The 22,164-nt window shown below is 26.1% G+C and carries 24 protein-coding genes; 19 read left to right on the plus strand and 5 right to left on the minus strand.

Annotation, left to right across the window (positions count from 1 at the left end; genetic code table 11):
- From MHH94_RS14380 to MHH94_RS14245, 6 genes are all read left to right on the plus strand, one after another.
- A partial coding sequence (locus tag MHH94_RS14380) for a class III lanthipeptide (protein ID WP_445668862.1) occupies positions 1-94 on the plus strand: 94 nt, incomplete at its 5' end.
- Positions 95-174: 80 nt separating this feature from the next.
- A complete protein-coding gene (locus MHH94_RS14225; protein ID WP_340841642.1) occupies positions 175-1,008 on the plus strand; it encodes a class I SAM-dependent methyltransferase in 834 nt (277 codons plus the stop codon).
- A 15-nt stretch (positions 1,009-1,023) separates the two neighbouring features.
- Positions 1,024-2,775, plus strand: coding sequence for an ABC transporter ATP-binding protein (locus MHH94_RS14230; protein ID WP_340841644.1), 1,752 nt, complete (start codon positions 1,024-1,026; stop codon positions 2,773-2,775).
- Between the two features lie 26 nt (positions 2,776-2,801).
- Positions 2,802-2,927, plus strand: a complete 126-nt coding sequence (locus tag MHH94_RS14235) for a class III lanthipeptide (RefSeq protein WP_197315182.1) — start codon at positions 2,802-2,804, stop codon at positions 2,925-2,927.
- Between the two features lie 74 nt (positions 2,928-3,001).
- On the plus strand, positions 3,002-3,259 hold the full coding sequence (locus MHH94_RS14240; protein ID WP_340841648.1) for a hypothetical protein: 258 nt from the start codon (positions 3,002-3,004) through the stop codon (positions 3,257-3,259).
- A gap of 307 nt (positions 3,260-3,566) precedes the next feature.
- Entirely contained in the window at positions 3,567-4,454 is an 888-nt protein-coding gene (locus MHH94_RS14245) for a hypothetical protein (RefSeq protein ID WP_340841650.1), read from the plus strand.
- Positions 4,455-4,663: 209 nt separating this feature from the next.
- On the opposite strand, the gene MHH94_RS14250 is transcribed toward MHH94_RS14245, so the two are convergent.
- The gene (locus MHH94_RS14250; protein WP_340841652.1) at positions 4,664-4,909 is read right to left on the minus strand and encodes a plasmid replication-associated protein; all 246 of its coding nucleotides are present in this window, start codon (positions 4,907-4,909) and stop codon (positions 4,664-4,666) included.
- 9 nt (positions 4,910-4,918) lie between these two features.
- The gene (locus tag MHH94_RS14255) at positions 4,919-5,710 is read right to left on the minus strand and encodes a ParA family protein (protein WP_340841653.1); all 792 of its coding nucleotides are present in this window, start codon (positions 5,708-5,710) and stop codon (positions 4,919-4,921) included.
- A 450-nt stretch (positions 5,711-6,160) separates the two neighbouring features.
- On the opposite strand from MHH94_RS14255, the gene MHH94_RS14260 reads away from it, so the two are divergent.
- From MHH94_RS14260 to MHH94_RS14270, 3 genes are all read left to right on the plus strand, one after another.
- Positions 6,161-7,192 carry a DnaD domain protein gene (locus MHH94_RS14260; protein WP_340841654.1) on the plus strand — a complete coding sequence of 344 codons (1,032 nt, stop codon included), beginning with the start codon at positions 6,161-6,163 and terminating at the stop codon, positions 7,190-7,192.
- Positions 7,193-7,559: 367 nt separating this feature from the next.
- Positions 7,560-8,000 (plus strand): VOC family protein, encoded by a 441-nt coding sequence (locus tag MHH94_RS14265; protein WP_340841656.1) that lies wholly within the window; start codon positions 7,560-7,562, stop codon positions 7,998-8,000.
- Positions 8,001-8,112: 112 nt separating this feature from the next.
- Entirely contained in the window at positions 8,113-8,496 is a 384-nt protein-coding gene (locus tag MHH94_RS14270) for a hypothetical protein (protein WP_340841658.1), read from the plus strand.
- A gap of 164 nt (positions 8,497-8,660) precedes the next feature.
- Here the strand turns inward: MHH94_RS14270 and MHH94_RS14275 are convergent, their stop codons facing one another.
- Positions 8,661-8,774 (minus strand): hypothetical protein, encoded by a 114-nt coding sequence (locus MHH94_RS14275; RefSeq protein ID WP_243530334.1) that lies wholly within the window; start codon positions 8,772-8,774, stop codon positions 8,661-8,663.
- Between the two features lie 2,244 nt (positions 8,775-11,018).
- Between MHH94_RS14275 and MHH94_RS14280 the strand changes: the two genes are divergently transcribed.
- From MHH94_RS14280 to MHH94_RS14295, 4 genes are all read left to right on the plus strand, one after another.
- Complete coding sequence (locus MHH94_RS14280) at positions 11,019-11,831, plus strand: hypothetical protein (protein WP_340841661.1); 813 nt, start codon at positions 11,019-11,021, stop codon at positions 11,829-11,831.
- A 132-nt stretch (positions 11,832-11,963) separates the two neighbouring features.
- Positions 11,964-12,059, plus strand: coding sequence for a type I toxin-antitoxin system Fst family toxin (locus MHH94_RS14285; RefSeq protein ID WP_107399593.1), 96 nt, complete (start codon positions 11,964-11,966; stop codon positions 12,057-12,059).
- 198 nt (positions 12,060-12,257) lie between these two features.
- Positions 12,258-13,994, plus strand: coding sequence for an AIPR family protein (locus MHH94_RS14290; RefSeq protein ID WP_340841664.1), 1,737 nt, complete (start codon positions 12,258-12,260; stop codon positions 13,992-13,994).
- Positions 13,995-14,170: 176 nt separating this feature from the next.
- Positions 14,171-14,779, plus strand: coding sequence for a recombinase family protein (locus MHH94_RS14295; RefSeq protein WP_340841666.1), 609 nt, complete (start codon positions 14,171-14,173; stop codon positions 14,777-14,779).
- Positions 14,780-14,989: 210 nt separating this feature from the next.
- Here MHH94_RS14295 and yfmH read toward each other — a convergent pair whose 3' ends face one another.
- Together yfmH and MHH94_RS14305 are read right to left on the minus strand one after the other, a co-directional pair.
- The gene (yfmH, locus tag MHH94_RS14300; protein WP_340841668.1) at positions 14,990-16,249 is read right to left on the minus strand and encodes an EF-P 5-aminopentanol modification-associated protein YfmH; all 1,260 of its coding nucleotides are present in this window, start codon (positions 16,247-16,249) and stop codon (positions 14,990-14,992) included.
- Complete coding sequence (locus MHH94_RS14305; protein WP_340841669.1) at positions 16,246-17,517, minus strand: M16 family metallopeptidase; 1,272 nt, start codon at positions 17,515-17,517, stop codon at positions 16,246-16,248. The genes yfmH and MHH94_RS14305 overlap by 4 nt, the downstream gene beginning before the upstream one ends.
- 164 nt (positions 17,518-17,681) lie before the next feature.
- Here MHH94_RS14305 and MHH94_RS14310 point away from each other — a divergent pair, with 164 nt between their 5' ends.
- The 6 genes from MHH94_RS14310 to MHH94_RS14385 all read left to right on the plus strand — a co-directional run.
- Complete coding sequence (locus MHH94_RS14310) at positions 17,682-18,524, plus strand: ABC transporter ATP-binding protein (RefSeq protein WP_325960445.1); 843 nt, start codon at positions 17,682-17,684, stop codon at positions 18,522-18,524.
- A gap of 1 nt (position 18,525) precedes the next feature.
- Positions 18,526-19,176: an ABC-2 transporter permease gene (locus MHH94_RS14315; RefSeq protein WP_325960446.1), complete on the plus strand. Its 651-nt coding sequence runs from the start codon at positions 18,526-18,528 to the stop codon at positions 19,174-19,176.
- 14 nt (positions 19,177-19,190) lie between these two features.
- The gene (lanKC, locus tag MHH94_RS14320; protein WP_340841673.1) at positions 19,191-21,752 is read left to right on the plus strand and encodes a class III lanthionine synthetase LanKC; all 2,562 of its coding nucleotides are present in this window, start codon (positions 19,191-19,193) and stop codon (positions 21,750-21,752) included.
- A 26-nt stretch (positions 21,753-21,778) separates the two neighbouring features.
- Positions 21,779-21,916: a class III lanthipeptide gene (locus MHH94_RS14325; RefSeq protein ID WP_325960449.1), complete on the plus strand. Its 138-nt coding sequence runs from the start codon at positions 21,779-21,781 to the stop codon at positions 21,914-21,916.
- A 33-nt stretch (positions 21,917-21,949) separates the two neighbouring features.
- Positions 21,950-22,087 (plus strand): class III lanthipeptide, encoded by a 138-nt coding sequence (locus tag MHH94_RS14330; protein WP_325960449.1) that lies wholly within the window; start codon positions 21,950-21,952, stop codon positions 22,085-22,087.
- A 33-nt stretch (positions 22,088-22,120) separates the two neighbouring features.
- A partial coding sequence (locus MHH94_RS14385; RefSeq protein ID WP_445668863.1) for a class III lanthipeptide occupies positions 22,121-22,164 on the plus strand: 44 nt, incomplete at its 3' end.

The following is a 22,164-nucleotide window of genomic DNA, read 5'->3' on the forward strand; positions in this document are numbered from 1 at the left end:
CGGTAAAGGGCAAGCATTAGAAGGAACAATTACTACTACATGGACAGTAACAACGACTGGCGTATTTACATCTACAGTAAGCAATCATTGTTAAATTTAGTATAGTAGATAATGTATAGAGTCTGGGGACTCTATACATTATCTACATAATTTAATTATATAGGAGGAGTTATTTTGAATAATTTATTAAAGTTGGCACAAAATCCTCAACCTTTTGAACAAGGAACTACAGATATATGGTTAGATCCAGAGAGAGCAGATTTAGTTTTAAAAACACATTTAGATGAAAATATCCCTGGAGGTAGCAAAAGTAAAAAATTTATTAATCAAACAGTTAAACATATTAATACTATTATGCCTGCAGAAACTCATCCTTATCTTTTAGACTTAGCTTGTGGTCCAGGGCTTTACTCTCAAAAATTAGCTACACTAGGCTATCAAGTAACAGGTATAGATTACAATCAAAATTCTCTAGATTACGCTATAAAACAAGCAAAAAAGGAGAACTTAAAAATAAATTATGTGAAAGATGATATCATAAAAATGAAGGTTACACAAGAATATGACATCTGCTTACTCTTGTACCATGTTTATGGTTCGTTTTGTGTAGAAGATAGAGTGAGTATAATTCGAAATATACATAAAAGTTTAAAAAAAGGTGGCTATGTTTTATTGGATGTCTTATCCGATAAATCATACGAAGAATATGAAAATTCACAAATTTGGTATTTATCAAGTAAAGATAATATATTTTCAGAGAAAAAACATATTACTTTAGCTTCAACATTAAAATACCCTAATAAAGTCTCATTAGCTAGAAATTTAATAATATTCGATGATAATAAATCTATCACTTATAACTATTGGAACCAACATTTTAACATAGAAGATTTAAAACATGAAGTATGTAATGAAGGTTTTACTATAGAAAAAATATATGGTGATTTTAATGGTATAAAATACGAAGAAAATGGTGAGCAATTTGCTGTTTTATTAAAGAAACTTTAAAAGGACATGGTCAAAATGAATAATAGTTTCTCAAATTTTATGATTATTATCAAAAACTATAGGCCTTCTATATATATAATGATTTTAGCCCTTGTTTTTTCAATTATTCAAACACTTTTTTCTTTAATTATCCCATTAAAGGCAAGTGAAATAATAAATTTATTAGTTAAAAAAGACTTTAATGTAATATTACTAATAATACTAGTATCATTATTTATATTACAAGTATTATTTACAGGGTTGTCTATATATATGATGGTTTATGTGGGTGAAAAAATAATTTTGAATTTAAGAAAAGATTTGTGGCAAAAAGTTTTAAAATTGCCTATAAAATTTTATGATGAAAATAATTCCAGTGAAATAATGAGTCGTATAACTAACGATACTAATATCATGAAAAGCTTTTTTGTTGATCATTTAATACCTTCCATTACAGGCGTAATTACTATCGTTGGTTCATTGATAATTTTATTTGTTATAAACTGGAAATTATCTTTTATTTTTCTTGTTGTTTTTCCATTAGCCTTTTTGATAATAACTCCATTAGGGAAAAAAATGTATACTATTTCACGAAATACTCAACAAGAAACTGCATTGCTCCAAAGTGACCTTGGAAGAACTTTAAGTAATATTAGATTGGTTAAAATGTCTTTGTCTGAGAAACGAGAATTAACTTTAGGAAATCAACGTATTTCACAATTATATAATTACGGTATTAGTACTGGTAAAGTAATGTCTTTAGTATCTCCAATCATGAATACTACTATATTAATGGTATTAGTATTAATATTAGGTTTTGGTGTATACCAAGTTACAATTAAAGAATTAACAGTGGGTTCTTTAATAGCTGTAATTTTCTATATATTTCAGATCATGACACCATTAACGTTAATGGCACAACTCTTTACTCAGTACCAAAAAGCAATGGGTTCAAGTGAAAGAGTTTTATCATTATTAAATACTCAATCAGAAGAAATCAAAATAACTTCTCTAGCTAATATTAATGAGAAAACTAATGAAAAAAAACTTGTACTTAAAAATGTATATTTTTCATATGAAAGTGGTACACAAATTTTCACGGATTTATCCATGGAGATTAATGAAGATGAAAAAACAGCTATAATAGGAGAAAGTGGAGTGGGAAAAACAACTTTACTTTCTATTATAGAAAGGTTTTACAATATAGACAAAGGTGATATTTTATTTGGTGAAAAGTCAATCTATAATTATAATATTAGTGATTGGAGAAATCAAATTGCCTATGTAAGTCAAGATACACCTATCATGGAAGGAACATTATATGATAATTTAGTATATGGAATAGATTATCAATTATCAGATGAAAATATAAATAAAGCCTTAGAAACTTCAAACCTTCTATCATTTATCAATAAACTTCCGAAAAAACTTCATACTGAAGTTGGAGAAAAAGGGATGAAATTATCAGGTGGTCAGAGGCAACGTTTATCTATAGCACGTGCAATTCTCAGAAACTCTCCTATTTTATTATTAGATGAATCTACTTCACATCTTGATAGTGATTCTGAATTATTAGTCCAAAAAGCTTTGGATAAAATAATGAAAAATAAAATAACAATTGTTGTTGCTCATAGGCTTTCAACAATAACAGATGCTGACAATATTATCTTATTAAAAAATGGTAAAGTTGTGGATCAAGGATCCCATGATTATATGATTAAAAATAATGATGTATATCAAAAGCTCATTAATCAACAAGGCGAAAAATATAAATATTACGATAAGTAATTATCTATAGAGAAAGAAGTGATATTATGAATAGAGTTTTAGAATTACAACAGCTGAAATATTTATCGAAAGAAGAGAAGAATGAAAGCCTTATACTTAATCCAGAAATAACGAAATTAATTACTTGGTCTACTGTCAGTAGTTATTGTTAAAGAAATATTTACTATAGAAAACGTATAATCATTCTTATTTTTAAGTTCAAAATTTATATGAAATAGGTGGTATTATGCAGAAATGCTTTTTGAAGTCATTGTTTGAATCTCTAATTATGTTAGTTATTATATCTGTCGTTTTATGGTTATTAAATAAAATTGAAGTGGACGCTAGAGGAATAGATAATGTGATTAGTGATTCTCAATATAACAGTTTTGCTTTTGTTAATTTATATGATTTAGAAGCTTTTAATATTGCTTTTAGTATATTAGTTATAATATTAATTATTTACGTAGTATGTAAGACATTTTTATTTAAAAAAAGAATGTGAGTTTAAAACCTCTCATCTTAAAAGACAAAAGAATCAGTTGCCGATTGGCACTGCTCACTCACTAAGGGAATTTAAAAAAACTAGAAATACTTAACAACTTGGCTTAGCTGTACATGAAAAAGTACCAATATCATTAAGATACATTATTATTTCCATTAAAATCACCACTTTTGCATCTTTAGTTTAATATGTAAAATAAAATCAACATCGTATTATATGATATTGCAATAAAGATGTAAAAATACCGTTTGTAAGTATTGAGTTGTATAATTTAAATATATACAAACTTTAAAAGGAGATTTTAAATATGAATGAAGCAATGGTGAAAATAAAAGGTCAAAATCCTTACATTATAAAAAAAGAAGATATTAAAAAGCACAGTGATTTTCATACTGTAATTAATAATATTTATTGTCCCACAATGCACTGTGATACCAAATTGACATATGTAAATAGTAATAGTCCTCATTTAAGAACTTTTAGAATGCATAATCATATTCCTGAATGTATTTATTCAAAAGAAAGAATCGAAGAAGAAAGACGAAAAAGAGTAGAAGGAATTGTCTCTGGTAATATACCTGAAACATCTCTAAGACTTAAGCAAAACTATGGATTTAAAAAGTACTTTTCTCAGCCTAAATTATCTAATGATGTCTTGAAACAGAAAGATTCTTCAAGCAAGCCCAATAAAAGTACAAAAAAAGAGTCCGATAAAGCTGCTACGCAAGTAAGCGTTGTATCTTTTGATAATCAAAATGTAATAGAGCATGGTACTAAGATAGCACCTATACCATCGATACATATTGATGAAATTGATGAAAAATACTTAAATAAACCTATTAACTTATATGGAGAATTAAAATGTATGGATATTACTGAAAACCTTACGACTCTTACATTAAAAAGTTCAAAAAAGAATAAAATACTCCTTCCTGAAGCCTATTTTTCAAGTACAGATTTGCATAATCCAAAATTATTCTTAGAAATTATTTACCGTTACTTTAAAGATACTAATAAAGGAATACCAGTTTGTGTTACCTCTATTCTTACAAATAGAGATGATACATATATCATTAATGTACCTTCATTTTCAAACTTAACATTTTTAGAACCCGAGAATTCGAGTACTCTTGCAAAAGATGCCGGACAATTAGCTAGTATTATATCTAGAAAAAACCTCAATCTTGAAAATTAAAGATTGAGGTTTTTTAGGAATATTATTCTTTTGGCATAACCTTTTCTGCTATCAAAATCTTAGTATTGCCTACAATCACCACAACAACAATACTATATAAATATATTTTACCTATAGAAACGATTTTAGCAAGCTTAAGTATTTATATTGGAGATTATGCAAGATGTTTTATAGTCCCTTTTGTTATTTTTACTTTCTGTTTATCAGGACTATTTATAACCATTTTTATTTAAAAATTCATTTAAAACTTTATCTGATATTGCTTTTATAGAAGTGTCCTTGTCTAAAGCCATTTGGTTTAGTCTTTTTTTGATCAGAGTATCTACTCTCATAGTCGAACTTTTAGCAACTGGTTTATAATTTTCTGTATATTTCACTGCTGAAGTGTCTATATCATCTAAAAATCCTTTTTTCTTTTGTTCTTCAATTTTTATATCGTCTAAAAATCCTGACATTATAATAACCTACCCTTCTATTAATTCTATTCTTTTGACTAATTCTTTATATATAGCTTCTAACATATGCAATACTCTTTTATCATGTGTATCTTTATCTCTAATACCTTCTGCACCAAATTTCTTAATTCTTTCTCTTTGAAATATTTGATTTTTAAATAAAGCGTTTGAAAAAGTTTTTTTAGATATTTCTAGTATCTGTTCGTCAATATTACCGTTTTTCTTAATTAATACTGGAATTGCACCTATTAATTCAAACGGCAAATTTGACTCCTTTTTCCTATCTCGTAAAAAGTTAACGAACGACAAACTACTCTCATAAGCTGATTGTTGAGTTTGAAATACCATCGCAATATAATCACTTGCATATACAGCATTATTTGTAAAATCTGAATTTATTGTTGGTGGTACATCAATAAATATATAGTCAAAATCATAATCTTTTTTAATTTGATCAATAACTGATTTAAGAATATATCGTTTTTTAACAATATCTGTTTTTGCAATAATATCTGACAAATTAGCTAGTGAAGAATCTGCAGGTATTAATGATAATTTAGTCGATAAGTTTATAATACTATCTTCTAAATCACCAGTTTTAAGAGAATCTATAAATGTTTGCTTCTCATCTATAGATTCTGGATATGTTCTTTTCATAATTTGAGTAGCATTACCTTGAGGATCAAAATCGACTAATAAAACCTTTTTGTCATACCTCTCAGAAGCAATATATGATAATAAAGTTGATACAGTAGTTTTACCTACTCCTCCTTTGAAATTACCAATAGTTATAACTGACATACATTACACTCCTTAGTATTATAATATATTCATTATAACAGTAACTTGTGACATGTCACAAGTTACAATACCACATTACCACAAAATAAAATCATACTATTCACGATTATTTATGACTCTTAGGATCAAAATTACAAATAATTTTCAATTATAACAAAAACAAATCACATGTAACTTGTTACATGTGATTTGTTTTTGTTTTTTTGTTACAATATTTATTGTTTATACTCTTTTAGTTTGTTATTCTTATAAATATACAAAAAACATTCAGTTGTTGGTAGCAACTGAATGTCTTCAAAGGTAATAAAACGTACACAAACGTTTTAATATATATATAATAATCTTATTATAACTGTAAACAATATGTGTCGCAACTACACATATTCAATAATTTTATTGTAAACGTTTTATTGCCTCTAACCAACTAAAATATGGAAAGAGGTTTTTATTATGTCAATTATCAAAAATATTACCAATGAGAAACCATTCGAAGTCATTCCTAGAGAGTTATTGCAGAGTTGTGATAAAAAAAGAAAAGACACTGATAGCAAAGCATTATCACTTCAAGCAATTGGACTATTATGTAACTTACAAAGTTATCCAGAAGACTGGGAAATACACAAAACAGAATTATATAATCGTTATGAAAAAAATGGACGTAGACAAGTACAAAATGCTTGGAATGAATTAGTTGATTCTAATTATATAGTTCAATTTAAAGTGTATAACGGTAATAAATTAGATTATTTTTATTATTTTAGTGTTTACCCTATAACTGAAAATCAAATAAAAGAATTAGAAAAAAAACACAATAGTGAAAGTTTAAAAAGATTAGATCTTAAAGAAAAAAATACTACTGTACAAAATGAACAGTACAGTAATGACGGAATTTCTACTACTGTACAAAATGAACAGTACAATTTGTACAGTAAAGATTTGAACAGTACAAAACGTACAGATAATATAATACACAATCAAAATAATACACATAAAAATAATACACATAAAAATAATACACACTACCACACAGAAAGAGATGCAGAAAGTAGTGGTAGTTCTTACGATGATTTATTTTTAAGAATTCAAAAAGAATTCAATATAAAAATAACACCTAATTATCAAAAAGAATTAGAATCATTATTTAGCAGTTTTAGTGATGACATTATTATTTACGCTATAGAATACGCTTCTAATAATGCTGACTATCCTAAAAAATATATAAAATCAGTATTAGAATATTGGAAAAAAGGTAATGTAAAAACCTTAGATGAAGCAAAAACATTTACCATTAAAAATAATTCTTCAAAAAGTTTTACACCAGCAAGATCAATTTCAATAGAACAAACACCTCAATGGCTTATAAATAAAAAAAATAGAAAAAGCAATGATAAAGATCAAAATAAAATGACAGAAGAAGAAAAGATAGCGTTCGAAAGAAAAAAAGAAGCAGTATTAAAACAAGTAGAAGCATTTTGGAATTAGAATTTATGATGCAGATTTATATATAACCAATTCTTGATGTATCTAGTGGCTTAAATGGACTTTAAATACCCATTTAACGTTACTTTCTAAATTAGGATGTTTATATGTCAATGGCTAATAAAGGAAACGTTCTATCCCTTTCAATGCTCATATGATGTAATAGTTATTAATCATATGAAAATAGATTAGAGTAAGGACATGACGTTTATTATTCTTCTATGCTGCTTTGTTATACGATCATAAGGATAAATAAAATTATGATGTATGCAAGCAGACAATATACATGCGCATTGTATGTAAATATATGTATATTGTAAAAATATTTCGTTATATAATTATTTAGAAAAGGTGATTAAATGATAAAGGTTTGTTTGAATCACATTTACCCGTTTCGAATCTAGAAGAATCTATTGTTTTTTATGAAAAATTAGGGTTAAAACTAGAAAGTATTATTCCAAATAAAGTTGCCTTTTTATGGATTGTAGAGAATAAGAGCTGGCTTGGTATTTGGGAAACTGATGTTACTAAATATCCATATCATCCATCTATAAGACATGTCGCTTTTGAAGTGTCATTGGAAAATCTTAAAAAGTCAATCTCATGGTTAAAAGAACGCCAAATAAGTACAAGAGAAGCTTTTGGATTTGAAGGTAAAGAGCCTTTTGTTTCTCCACATAAAGATAAGGCATACGCTAAAATTCATTTTTATGATTTAGATAAGAATAGTTTGGAATTTATTACTGAATTAAAAAATACTGAACACGCAATCGAAAAAATGTATCTAAGTGATTGGTTAGATAATAACTAATGTATATGCGCATAAAGTATACATATACACAATATACATATATAACGTATACTTACATTAAATATTTTACAACTTGGATTAGATAATCATAAAAATTAAAGGACGTATATATATGAAATTTATTATAAAACATATCATGCTTTTAAGAATCCTGTCACTTATACCTTTTGTGATAGTAGGTATGCTGATACCTGTTACTGACTATTTTATGCTTTCTTTCATAGGTTTTATTTCTACATTTGGTGTTTTTCAAGTTTTTTTAACAATACTTGAAAATAAATATAAAGCCATTAATCAACATATATTTAAACGAAATGTAGTCATAAGAATCATACATTTTGTCATTATATCCATATTTGCCTGCACTATATTTGCTTTAACGGATATGTATAATAATCCTATGATTGTTTTACCGTTTATTCTATTGACTGGTTTAACAGGAGGATATATAGATCATCTTGATAAGAAAAATACAGAAATATTAAAATCATTATAATTGAAAATGATTGCTTTTTTGTGTTAATGTAAAAGTGTCATTAAGAGCAACAAAAAAAGAGGCAACATGTTAGCGCATGTTACCCCTCCAAGGCCCGTTATATAGACGGTGGCTTTTTGAATAGTATTAAATAACCATTCTACTCGGTCAAAAGTTGGGAATGGTTATTTTTTTTGATCTATATCTCTAATTAATACTAAGCCAATGATTGCAATAACAACCATAAGCATTTCATAATCAGACATGCTACTCCTTTCTTGAAAAGAAGTTGAAGCCATTTATATAAATCATAGGCATCACCTCACTTCAATGAGATTAGCCACCATCTATCCAACTTGCCCTGCTCAACATTATAACATCTAATTGAATGATTGAAATGTATTTATAATCTAAATTAATCTACTACGCTTTGTGGCCAGCTACTAAATATTATCTTCTAAATCCATTGATAATTTTGATATTAAAAGATTTGGTTCAATACCTATTGTGTTAAATTTGTTTCATGAGAAACATTTTCTTACATCATAATAGCAAGTCCTTTTATTTTAGTTGAAAAGTAAATCCCCTCGACAATCACATGTTACATGTAACATGTGATTGTCGAGGGGATTTGATACCTTTATCTTAATTTTTTTTAAAAATATTGAAATTTTAACACTAGTAATCAAGATTATTCATACAATGACAGATAGTGACTGATAATATCCGTTAATTTTCTTCTTTTCCTTGAGATTCCCCAAAATCAATTTCAACTTCGTCATATGTCCCACCATTTAAATAAAAATATTGAATTTTTTCTTTTAATGTTTTCTCATCTGTCAAAATCAAAACCTCCAATTATAAAGTTAGTATAGTTATAGTGAATTAACAAATCACATGTTACTTGTGATTTGTTTTTATCATCTTATATAATATCAAAAATAAATAAGGTTATAAAGAATATGTATGCCTACATAATAAGATAATGAATTTAAATCACTATACTTCTTTACATAAATTTGATTTATCTGAATATAACTTCATAATTATGATGTTATTACCTGATGATAAGATGACAAATTATCTATACAGAAAAATCCACTAATATTTTAGAAATTGAATAGGAAATGAATTGGGTGGAAGAGTAAATTTTAAATTAAAGTGACTCAATAAATCACAAAATAAAAAATGAAAAAGGGAAATTATTATTAGCACAAATTAAATCTAATGTTCCCCTCTGTGTAATATTTTCTTTAGAAATATTACATGGTTATTTTATTAATAGGCCCTTAAATGCCATGAAATAATTTTAAAATACTAAGAATTATTCACTTTAATATATCGTTTGAATGAGACAAATCAAATTAATTTTAATAGTTATCCATTATATTTATATAAGGTTATCTTCTCTTATAACTTCTTTTGAGATTCTAACCTAAGAGCATAAGGGGATACAATGCCACTAGCGTGTCACTCAGCATAGCTGAGGTATTTTTCTCATTCCCTTAGGTCATATGAACTAAAACGAGAATTGATTAAAGTCTCTTATATCAATGGTTTCAATAATTGGTAAAGATTATAATGTTTCAATTGTGTAATATTATAATTTTAGTGCGGTGGCATTGAGGTAACTTGTATCTAGATTCTTTACAAGACTATCATATCACGGTTTATAAATTTTTAGATTCTGATAGATTCTAAAATTTGGCTTCTAGATTCTTTTATTGAGCATAAATTTACAAAAAATAACCACTGATTTTATACGAACAGTGGTAAATAATAATTTTAATTATTCTTCTTAATAATCATCATCTTGAGATTCTGATTTTAATATATCTAGTATTTTTTATTAACTTTTAATGACTTATACTTTTCTGATTTTTTTCAATGTCATCATAAATGGTTGTAAATGGTTCACTAATTTATTGATTTCATATTGAGTTATTAAGGTGAATTCTTTACTTTATTCAATTGTTTTTAAGTATGTACCATTATATTAAAGGTATTTATAAGATACCAATTAATTCATAACTAGCAAGATTATATTATTACCAACTGACCTATTTTTCCATTCATGTTTTTAGGTTTGATATAATGATTTAGAATTTTTATTGAAGATATAAATATTATACTAAATGGTAATCTTTCAATTTCTGTTAATTTATTTTTATTAAATTTACATTTATAAATATCAGCTTTTGATGATAACATCCAAAAATTATATCTATTATTTTAATCATTATTTTTAACTATTCTATAAAGAGTCATTCTATTTACTCTGCTTTTTGAAAATTTTTCCCAGAGATTTTTTGTTCATCATACAAAAGAACATATTGATCATCTTTATTTAGCTATAAGTAATGTTCTCAAAAAATTAGTGAATCAATAAAATAAGCAATAGCAATGATAAAAACATCATATAAATTTTAATTTAGTATGTTTTTAACGGTAATAAATAGAACAAATCAGTAGAATATAAAATATAGAGCTTCTAAATTAAGAACTTAATCAAATTTGAATGTTTAAAGAGGAGGTTTTAAGTCATGAATTTTAGAGATATTGAAATACTATTAAATATCTTTAATAATTTCAAAGATATTTGGATTGTTATTTTAATACCAGCTATAGTAACGATTATTAAAGGCTTAAATAAAAATTACTTACACCAAAGTAAAAAAGTCGAGAAATTTAAAATGATATTCAAAAATTTATGGTTATTTATTTTGATCACCGTTGCAGCTTTAACTTATTTATTAATAATGATTTCATTTTCATTAAAAGCATATCCTACCGATGAGGTTTCTAAGTATTTGTCTACTTGGGATAACATCGGTGGATTTGTAATTGTAATAATTATATATGCTATGCTATTCCCAATAGTACTATTACCTTTTTTTATTAAAAAAAGGTATAGTAAATACTTTATAGAAATTATGGGCAATAATATTATAAAAAGAGAAGTAGTTGATAGAATGCAGATTAATGGAAGAGATAAGCTGATTTTAAGTGATTATCAAGGGTCCCAAACTGAGAAAGATGTTACAGGGATTGGTGAACTGAAATTTGAATACAAAATTAAAAAATCGCAGATAGCTATTAAAGAAATTGAAGATATCCTTCTAACATTGAGAGATAAAAGTAAAGCATTAAAGATTTTTATATTTGCTTTAATATCAACTATTCCAACTGTCTATTTAATTTGTAATGTATTAGATGTTATAAAATCATTCAATCATTTAGAAAAAACCACAGATTTATTCATGTATATAGGGATATTTACTTTGCCTATGATACTGATAATTGAACTTTATTATATTTCTTATATTACCTATAAATCATTATTTAAAAAGAATTAATTGTGAATTTTAGCTTTGATAAACATAATTCAACTTATCGGAAGTAGATATGCTTCAAAAGATACAGATGGTATAATAATGGAGTCGCCTATCTCTCAGGCGTCTATTTGACGTAGAGAGGAGGTGCAGAAAATGACAGATATTCTTGTTCACATCATGACCACAGCAGCAAGTGGTTGCATTGTCGCATTCTTTGCGTATTGGCTTCGCAAACGTGATGATAAGTAAAATAGGCGACTAAGCCACACAAAAAAACCCCTCACTACTGAGAATAGTGAGGGGTTTGGTGCATCAAATGCAGATATTCTTGTTAATTGCATTATAACACCACAGCGGGTAGAAATGCAAAATATAATCATTGTGCTCAATATAAAGAAAGGGTATTCTTATAAGTAATTACAAAAATTGATGAGGGAAGGTAATGAAATGAAAAAGGGCAAAGGGAAAATAGAAGCGAATCAAATTATTAAAGGAACTATAAAAAATCAGCAAGTAGAAGATTATGATGACAATTTTGATGAGTTATTATTTGATACATTTTTCTATGATTTTAACAATATAGAATTAAGTAGAATTAAAACTGATAATTATGGGGATGGAGGAGCAGACTATATATTTTTTATAAATAATGGTCAGTACATACTTAGTTCGGAAGATGTTGATCAATTAGATGATAATGCAGAAGTAGAAATACATTTTATACAAATTAAAGAAACTGATAAATTAGATTCTGCTGTGCCTACGCGACTAATCGAATTGACAAGAAATTTCTTTAAATATGAAAAACCTGATCATTATAATGAAGAAATTATTGCTAACATAGAGTTATTTCAAAAAATAACAGAAAAAATATTACCTAAGGGAAGAATAAATGTCATATTCTATTATTTTGGATTGTTTGATAAGCATCAGCTAGATAATGCTAACGATTTAACGCAAAGATTTGAAACACTGAAAAATTCAATATCTGACCATGATTTTGTGAAAAATTCTAATTATAAGATATACACGTCCTCAGATATATTTAATTCGTTATCAAAAGAAAGAGAATATGAGTATCATTTTAAAAAAATAGATAAATATAGTGCCGAAGTTAATGAAGAAACCGATGAAACTGAAGCATTAATTTCTTTAATTCCTATACAACAGTTTTATGATTTTATTAAAGATGATGATGGAGGTATAAATACTAAATTATTTGAACATAATATCAGAGATTATAAAGGGAAATCAAATGTTAATAAAGATATTATTAATACTTTAGAAGAAAGAAAGGATTTACAATTTTGGTGGTTAAACAATGGTATTACTATAATTGCTGAAGAAATTAATGAGTCGAGCTCAGCTAAAAAAATCACTATAAAGAATCCACAAATTGTAAATGGTCTACAAACATCATATTCTATTTTCAACTATTTTCAAGAGAATAATGAAAAATTAGGTGAAGAAAATCGATCTGTTTTTATAAAAATAATAAGGATAGATCCTGAAGAAGAGGGGATCGAATTAGATATAACAAAAGCTACTAATAGACAAAATGAAATTAGAGATAAAGATATACGTGCTAATGATGAAGTTCAAAAAAACATTGAGTTACATTTCAAAACAAAAGGAAAGTTTTATCAAAGAAAAGATAAATATTATACTAATCGCAGAATGAATAAAAAAGATATAATAACATTATTTGATTTAGCGAAATATGTATATACAATTATGTTTAAAGATCCCGTATTCACAAGAAATAATCCAGGAAAACTACTGAAAGATGATAAATATAATAAGATTTTTAAAATTGATGATCCAAAACAAGATTATGATATCTATTACCGTTGTTATAAAATATACGATAGTATTAATTTATACAATAAAGGAAATATAACAATTGTTTCTGATCAATTTTCAAAATCTAATTTTGTTCATCATATAGTATATATCTGTATGTCTATATTACAAGGGAATAAAGATTACGACCCTAATAACATAAAAACTATTAAATTGAATGATATAAATGAAGATTTAGTAAATACAGCTTATAAAATACTTAGTAAGGTTATTATTAATAACAATATTCCCGGAAGTCAAATACTTAAAAATATCAAAGAACAACCTTTCCTTGTTCTCATGAAAAAAGAAATTGATGAATATAATAAGCTTAAGGACTAACTAGAAATAATTTGTATAAGATAAAATCAAAACTTAAATATTTATTTGAGAATACTTTAGTTTATGAATGTAATTATATAATTATGGGTACACCCTAATCATACAAAATGAGTTGTTGAAATTATTGCAATTCAAATGTATGATTAGGGTGTATATTAATTATGGAGTGAAGATTAATGATTATAGGTTATGCGAGAGTATCGTCGATAGATCAAAATTTAGAAAGACAATTGGATAATTTAAAGGCGTTTGGTGTGGAGAAAATCCTTACAGAGAAACAGTCTGGAAAATCAGTGGAAAATAGACCTGTATTTCAAGAAGTACTCAATTTTGTAAGAATGGGAGATCGATTCGTTGTGGAGTCTATTGATCGTTTGGGACGTAACTATGATGAAATTATTGAAACTGTGAATTATTTAAAAGAAAAAGACGTGCAGTTAATGATTACAAGTCTACCTATGATGAACGAAGTGATTGGTAATCCTTTACTAGATAAGTTTATGAAAGATTTAATCATTCAAATCTTAGCAATGGTTTCAGAACAAGAGAGAAATGAAAGTAAACGTCGACAAGCACAAGGTATTCAAGTTGCAAAAGAAAAAGGCGTATACAAAGGGCGTCCCTTACTCTATTCACCGAATGCGAAAGATCCTCAAAAACGTGTTATTTATCATCGAGTTGTCGAAATGTTAGAAGAAGGCAAAGCAATTAGTAAAATTGCGAAAGAGGTTAATATTACAAGACAGACAGTTTATAGAATTAAAAGTAATAAGGTATTATCTTGATAAATGAATTGTCAATGCAAATGAGAGACTCTCACAGTGTCTCATATCTCATATTAGAACATTGAATTGAGATTTTAATAATTATACAAGAAAAGAGAGTGCGAATTTACACTCTCTTTTCTTGTATAATTATTAAAATTTTGTCTCAATAACATTCGTTTTTGACTATATTATAATTATTTTTGTAGAAATATTTCTACAAGTTGCCATTTACTTACCCTCTATTATCAAATAACTTTTATTGCATGGATTTAATAAATCTTTTACAGCGCTAATTACATCATATTCTTCAAGGTTATTTATAATTTGTATACTTGTTAGTATGTTTTCATTTTTAAATGCATATTGTGAAAACTTATTTGAAATATACTCAATAGAATTAAATTTGCTAAGTGTTTCAGTTATTCTCATTGATTTTGTAGAATTAAAAATTTCACTATTCATGCCATTTTTAAAGTTATTTTCAATAAATTTTGCTATGTTATTTTGGGCTTCATAAGGCTCATCACTTTCAAAGTTTATTATGATATAGCCAAATTCCTCTTCTAAATTTATATCCCATTGAATTGAGCTAGATATTAAGTTGTTTAATTTGAATTCCCGAAAATTTTCACAGTTATTATTAAACAGAACTTCAAATGCAATATCCAATATTATCTCGTTTTTTAAAAGAGAATTAACAAATTTTAAATTTGTTAATCGATAACCAATATAAACTTTAGATGTTTTTATCTGTAGTTTAATTCTTTTATTTTCTAACTTATTAGTTGCAGGTGGAGAAATGTTAGGCTTAACTTCAATATTTTTATTTATTATTTGTGAGTTCTTTACTATATCAAGTAAATTACTGGGGTTCATTGGACTAGCTATAAAGAGCTTCATGTTGCTTGGAGTATAAAAGTATTGATGACTACGTTTTAAAATACTTATATCAATTTTTTGAATTGAGTCTAATGTTCCTCCTATATGGTTACATATAGGAGAATCATTAAATAATAGTTGTAAAATTGAATATCTTGATAACCAGTCTATATTATCTTGATATAAATTTAATTCTTGTAAGATTATTTTCTTCTCTTTATCGATATGTTCTTCACTAATATCTAAATTATGAACCATTTCAATTAAATTATGAATATTCTCATTGATATTTGTAGCAGTAGATATACTATAACTTGTATATTTTATATTAGTAAAGGCATTTATTTTTGAACCTTGATTAGAAAATAAACTAAATATATTCTCATTCTTATTTTCAAACATTTGATGTTCTAGAAAATGAGCGGTTCCCATTGGTAATGTAATTGCTCCTTCTTGATCTTCAAAGTACTCATTAATAGATCCAAATTTCACTGTTAAATTTGCCACAGTTTTATAATGTTCAGGAATATAATATATATATATATCCATTCCATTATCTAATTTTTCATAATAAAGTTTATTTGTAGTATCAATTTTTAAGTTTTTCATATATGCCCTCCGTTATTCAACTGATATATTGTATCTATAGACCATGTAGTTGTATTTTCGATAATATCATCTATTGTTATAGAATTTATTATTTCCATTTCTTCTTCTAGGGATTCCAGTTTAAAATTTTTATAATCAATAACTTTGTTTAATATACCTTTCGGATTATCTAAACCTTCTTTATATAAATTGATAAATTGTAATTTAGTTTGATTAAATAATTCATCAGATATCCCCTGAGATTTTAATTTAGTAATCTCATTTTCTATTTTATTAATTAAATCAACATAATTTGAATAGTTAGTACTCACAGTTATGATTATATGATTCTTGTCGAAATTTATCTGTGAATTGACGAAATAACACAAATGCTCTCTCTCTCTTAAAGCTGAAAAAAGAAGTGATGTAGGGAATTTTCCTAAAATACCATTTGCTAGTTTAAGTGTAACTAGTGATTTATAATCATTCCTTGTAAGTGTTTTGATACCTACTAGTAATTTCCCTTGATTAATTTCATCTTCTTCTAAAACATATTTAGTTTTTCGATTATTCAAATTATTAATTTTTTCTATATTTTTATTTAAATGATTATTAGCGTAAATTTTATAATTTTTGTTTTCATCAATTGCTATGTCTATTTGTTTAGTATCTATAGATCCTATTAAATATAAATTTTTTTCAGATATGCTTATGATATACTCATAAATTTTATTTATGTGTGCGATACATATATTTTCTGTTAAAAGGTTTTTGTATTTATAAATAGATTTTATATATAAATCATTAGGATACATTTCTTCTAATATTCGAATATTAGAAGAAATAAACGTATCTGAGGAGTAAATGTCTATTTGTTTTTTTAATTCTATTTTTGAATATTCTATCTCTACCTCTTGAATTTTATTGTTCTCAAATATAGGTTGAAAAATTAAATTAACTAGTAAATCTATACCTTCTTTTAAAATATTTTTCTGTGAAATTAATTTTTCTGAAGGAACTTCAATTTCGAAATATATAAAAAAGTTTTCTCCTTTTTTTTCGGTGTTGACTACTATATCACGAACATAAGAACATTTAGTTAAATTTTTAGAATCATACAGTTTCTTTCTTAGTATATAAGGCAATAAATGAACATATGGAATATCTTCTTCGGAAAATTTAGATAAAGGCAGTTCTAAAGTAAAAAAAAGTAAAATAGTATTAAATTTTTCAGTGTTAAATACATAAAAATCAGCGAATTCAGAATGTATTTTTTTAATATTATTCATAATAATTACCTCCAGATATGTTATAAATCATAAGTATTTTGCTCAATAATATAAATATTTTTACACTATTTTAACATTAAAATAGTTTACATATATATAAAAATATGTGAAAATTGTGTTAATTATAACTATTTGTGTTAAATTTTAATTGTTAGAGAGGAAAAATGATGAATCTACTCAAAGTTGAAAATCTTAGTAAAAGTATAGATAATAAAAAAATTTTAGATAATTTGAGTTTTGAAATTAATGAAGGGGAAATTGTAGGATTTATAGGAGAAAATGGAGCAGGCAAATCTACAACATTCAAAACTTTGTTAAACCTTATGTCAAAAGATGAAGGATTAGTTTTATTTTTCAATGAAGATATAGATTTAAACATAAATTTAAAAAATCAAATAGGAACAGTTTTTGATGCTATTAATTTACCATCAGACTTGACTGCTAAACAGTTAAATAAAGTTTTTCAAAAAATATTCAATGAGTGGAATGAAAAAGAGTACTTTGACTTACTTCAAGAATTCGACTTACCATTAAACAAAAAAGTAACGACTTTATCTCGAGGAATGTCTATGAAACTCTCAATTTCTATCGCAATAGCTCATAATGCCAAAGTATTATTATTAGACGAAGCAACAGGAGGTTTAGATCCAATCTCAAGAAATAAATTGCTTGAAAAATTACAAGTCTATAATGAAAGAAATAATGGAGGTATTTTATTATCTTCTCATATATTAAGCGATGTTCAAAAGATAGCAACGCACTTAATTATTTTAAAAAAGGGTGAAATAATTTTGAAAGATAGCAAAGAAAATATTATGCAAAATTATGCTATTGTTGAGGTAGAAGATTTGAAAACTATAAAAAAAGACATAATTATTTTTCAAACAAATTTGCATAATAACAAGAAAAAAATACTTATTTCAGATAAATCTAATATACCTAAAAACCTTGATTATAGAGCTATTGATTTAGAGGAAATGGTTTTATTACTTACAGGAGGTGATTAAAATGAAAGGTTTGTTACTTACAAACTATTACCTAGTATATAGAAGTGTTTTATCTTATACATTAATTGCTAGTTTAGTTGCTTTTATATTACTTTGGTTTTCATCAGAAAAGTCATTGTCAATAGCTATAATGATCATCTTATTATTAACTTCATTACCTTCCTTAGAAATAATAAAAAAAGAAAATAGTTCTGGATATGATAGATATGTATTGACTTTACCTGTTAGTAAAAAAAATATAGTAACCAGTCATTATATTTTCTATTTTGTTAATTCAAGTATAGGAGTTATTGCATCCTTTTTTATATTTTTTGTTTACGAAAATTTTTTTGCAAAAGAAGAAAATTTGAATTTTTTAAATTCCGCAAGTTTAGGGATATTTATAGTGCTATTTGGAGGTAGTTTAGTATTCCCACTTTTGTATTTATTAGGACCAGAAAAATCAGATGCTATTGTTATTGGTGGTGGCATGAGTGGGCTTTTATTTGTTTTTATTATTCAAGAATTGATTAAGCAATTTCAAAAAATATTTCCTTTAATAGTTAAAGACACACACTTTACTATACCTATGATTTATATATTTTTAGGAATGATTATATTTTTAGTATCGTACTATATATCTAAAGTCATATATTTTAAAAAAGAATTTTAGAAAGGTGATTTGTTATGAAGGATAATACTTTATATAATTTTTATTTAAAACCGGGGATAGATTTTTTTGAAAAAAATGATAAGAATGAGGATAATTCTTATAATATTACACTGGAGCATCCAAGGAATTTCACCACAATAATTTCTGATGAAAGTGTATGGAAATATTACCATAACCTTGAGTCTAAATTGCCGGAGCAAGGTTGGAAAATACATATTTCTTGTACATATAGAGATGTAGATAAAACATTAAATATAGTTGCAGAAACTTGTTTTAAAAGAAATATAGGATTCAAGCATTTAAAAGATAGAGAAAGTTATATGTTAATGAATTCTAAAACAGCTTCCAGATCTTCATCAGGAAAATTTGTCACTATATATCCTACGAATGAATCTGAATTTTTAGATATAGTATACATATTAGAAGATAAACTAAGTGGAATGGAAAAAGGGCCTTATATTTTAAGTGATAAAAGGTGGAAAAAGACAAATATATATTATAGATATGGTGGATTTATTAACATTACTAATGATTTAGGTGAACTATGTATTAAAACACCCGATGGAACTTTGATAAAGGATGAAAGAACCCCGTACTATAAAGTTCCGGATTTTGCGAAAAAATTCAATCAACATTTAGAATCATTAAATACTTCTATAGAAAAAGAAAAAAGTAGTAAATTGGACGAATATAATATACAAAATGCACTGAGTTTTAGTAATGCAGGAGGAGTATATTTTGCAAAAAGAAAGAGTGATGATTTATCAGTTATTATAAAGGAAGCAAGACCACAAGCTGGGTTAGATGGGAAATACAAAGATGCACTATCTAGACAGGATTCAGAATACAATGCTTTAGTACAATTGAAAGAAATAGAAGGTATTGTAAACATTATTGATAGATTTAAAGAGTGGGAACACTACTTTTTAGTTGAGGAATATATAGAAGGTAGTGATTTAAAAAAATGGATATCCCTCAATTTCCCATTTTATGAAGATGAAGAGGAAATATTAAATTATGAGAATAAAGTTGAAAAAATTATTATTAATCTTATCAATGTTGTAGATAAGATGAGTAGAAAAAATATAGCAATGATGGATATGCAACCTGCAAATGTTTTAATTAAAAAAAATCTTGAAATTAAATTAATTGATTTTGAAACTGCTCTTTTAGCTGATTCAACAGATAAACCTGGCTTAATGACAGTTGGGTTTTCATCAACTAAAATTAAAAATAATTCTGCACATGATTGGTTTGGTTTAAAAAAAATTATAAAATATATGGTTTTACCTATTATAAATTCTGAAGATTTAGACGAAGAATTAGAAAAAAAGCACTTAGAATGGATTAGAAAAAACTATTCAACTTCTTTTGGGAATTTTATTATTGAAACAATAGAAAATTGCAACCAAAAAATATTTGAATTAAATGGTTCTAAAAATAATTCATCATTAAAATATAAAGAAGCAAATGCTTTGAAACACAAATTATTAAAGGGTATAACTAAAAATTTGACTAATGATCAAAGATTTATATATGGAGACGTTCGACAAAACGAAATGCAATTTGGTAGATATAACTATTTAAACGGTGGTGTTGGAGCTGGTATAGCACTATCAAAAAATGATTGCAATAATCATTTAGTAAATGATTGGATAGAGAGATATCTAATTGAAGAAATTAAGAAAAATAATATTGAATCAGGATTAATTAATGGAAAAACTAGTACTTTATCATTATTATACGATTTTGGATATGAAGATTTAGTTTTTGAAACCATAAAAGACATATATATAAATTCTTTGTTATTAAAAGACTATTCACTTCGTTCTGGAACTTCAGGAATAGGTTTGTTTTTAATTAGTCTATACCTAGAAACTAGTAACAAAGCATTTTTGGATATGGCAATAAAACTAGGGGATAATATTCCAGAAGATATAAATCTCATTATAGGTACTGATTGGGCTGCAACTAATACGGGATTAATAGATGGCTATGCGGGAATATCTTTATTTTATTCCTCGCTATATGCTACTACTAATAACCAGAAATACTTAGTAAAGTCAAAAAAATTATTAGACAATGATTTAAAATATGGACTATTTGATTTAACTTCTAGAGTGTATCAAACAATAGATAGTAAAGGTAGAGCACTTCCTTATATTTCTGGAGGGTCTATAGGTTTAGGAATTGCATTATGGTTTTATAATTTTGTTAGTAAAAAAGAAGTTTTTAAAACAGAATTATCATCTATAGCAAATCTTTCTACTATACGATCAACTATAACAGGTGGTTTGTTTGATGGAGCGGGAAGTTTTTTAATTATACCTACTTTAATTAAGGAAGATAATGCCAAAAAAGAAGCGTGTTCAAAAATTCTAAATTTGATAGAAATGTTTATAATAGACAGAAACAATCATTATAAATATGCGGGTCAGTTTTCATACAGAATCTCAGACGATGTATATAGTGGAAGTGCTGGAATAATCATGGGGATTTTATCCATAGAAAATAATAATCCATTATATTGGTTGCCATTAATAAATCCTAACAACTTTATGAGTATGTTGAAATAATATTTATATAAAGGAGGTGAGATGTCATGAATAATGTATTAGAACTTCAAAAATTAAGTTTTGATAATGATGGTAAAGGGCAAGCATTAGAAGGAACAATTACTACTACATGGACAGTAACAACGACTGGCGCATTTACATCTACAGTAAGTAATCATTGTTAAGTATTTTATTTCTTTATAAGGAGGTGAGATATCATGAATAATGTATTAGAACTTCAAAAATTAAGTTTTGATAATGATGGTAAAGGGCAAGCATTAGAAGGAACAATTACTACTACATGGACAGTAACAACAACTGGCGCATTTACATCTACAGTAAGTAATCATTGTTAAGTATTTTATTTCTTTATAAGGAGGTGAGATATCATGAATAATGTATTAGAACTTCAAAAATTAAGTTTTGATAATGA

Origin of the sequence: Mammaliicoccus sp. FSL K6-3158, assembly GCF_038005105.1 — a bacterium.
Lineage (GTDB): Bacteria > Bacillota > Bacilli > Staphylococcales > Staphylococcaceae > Mammaliicoccus > Mammaliicoccus sciuri.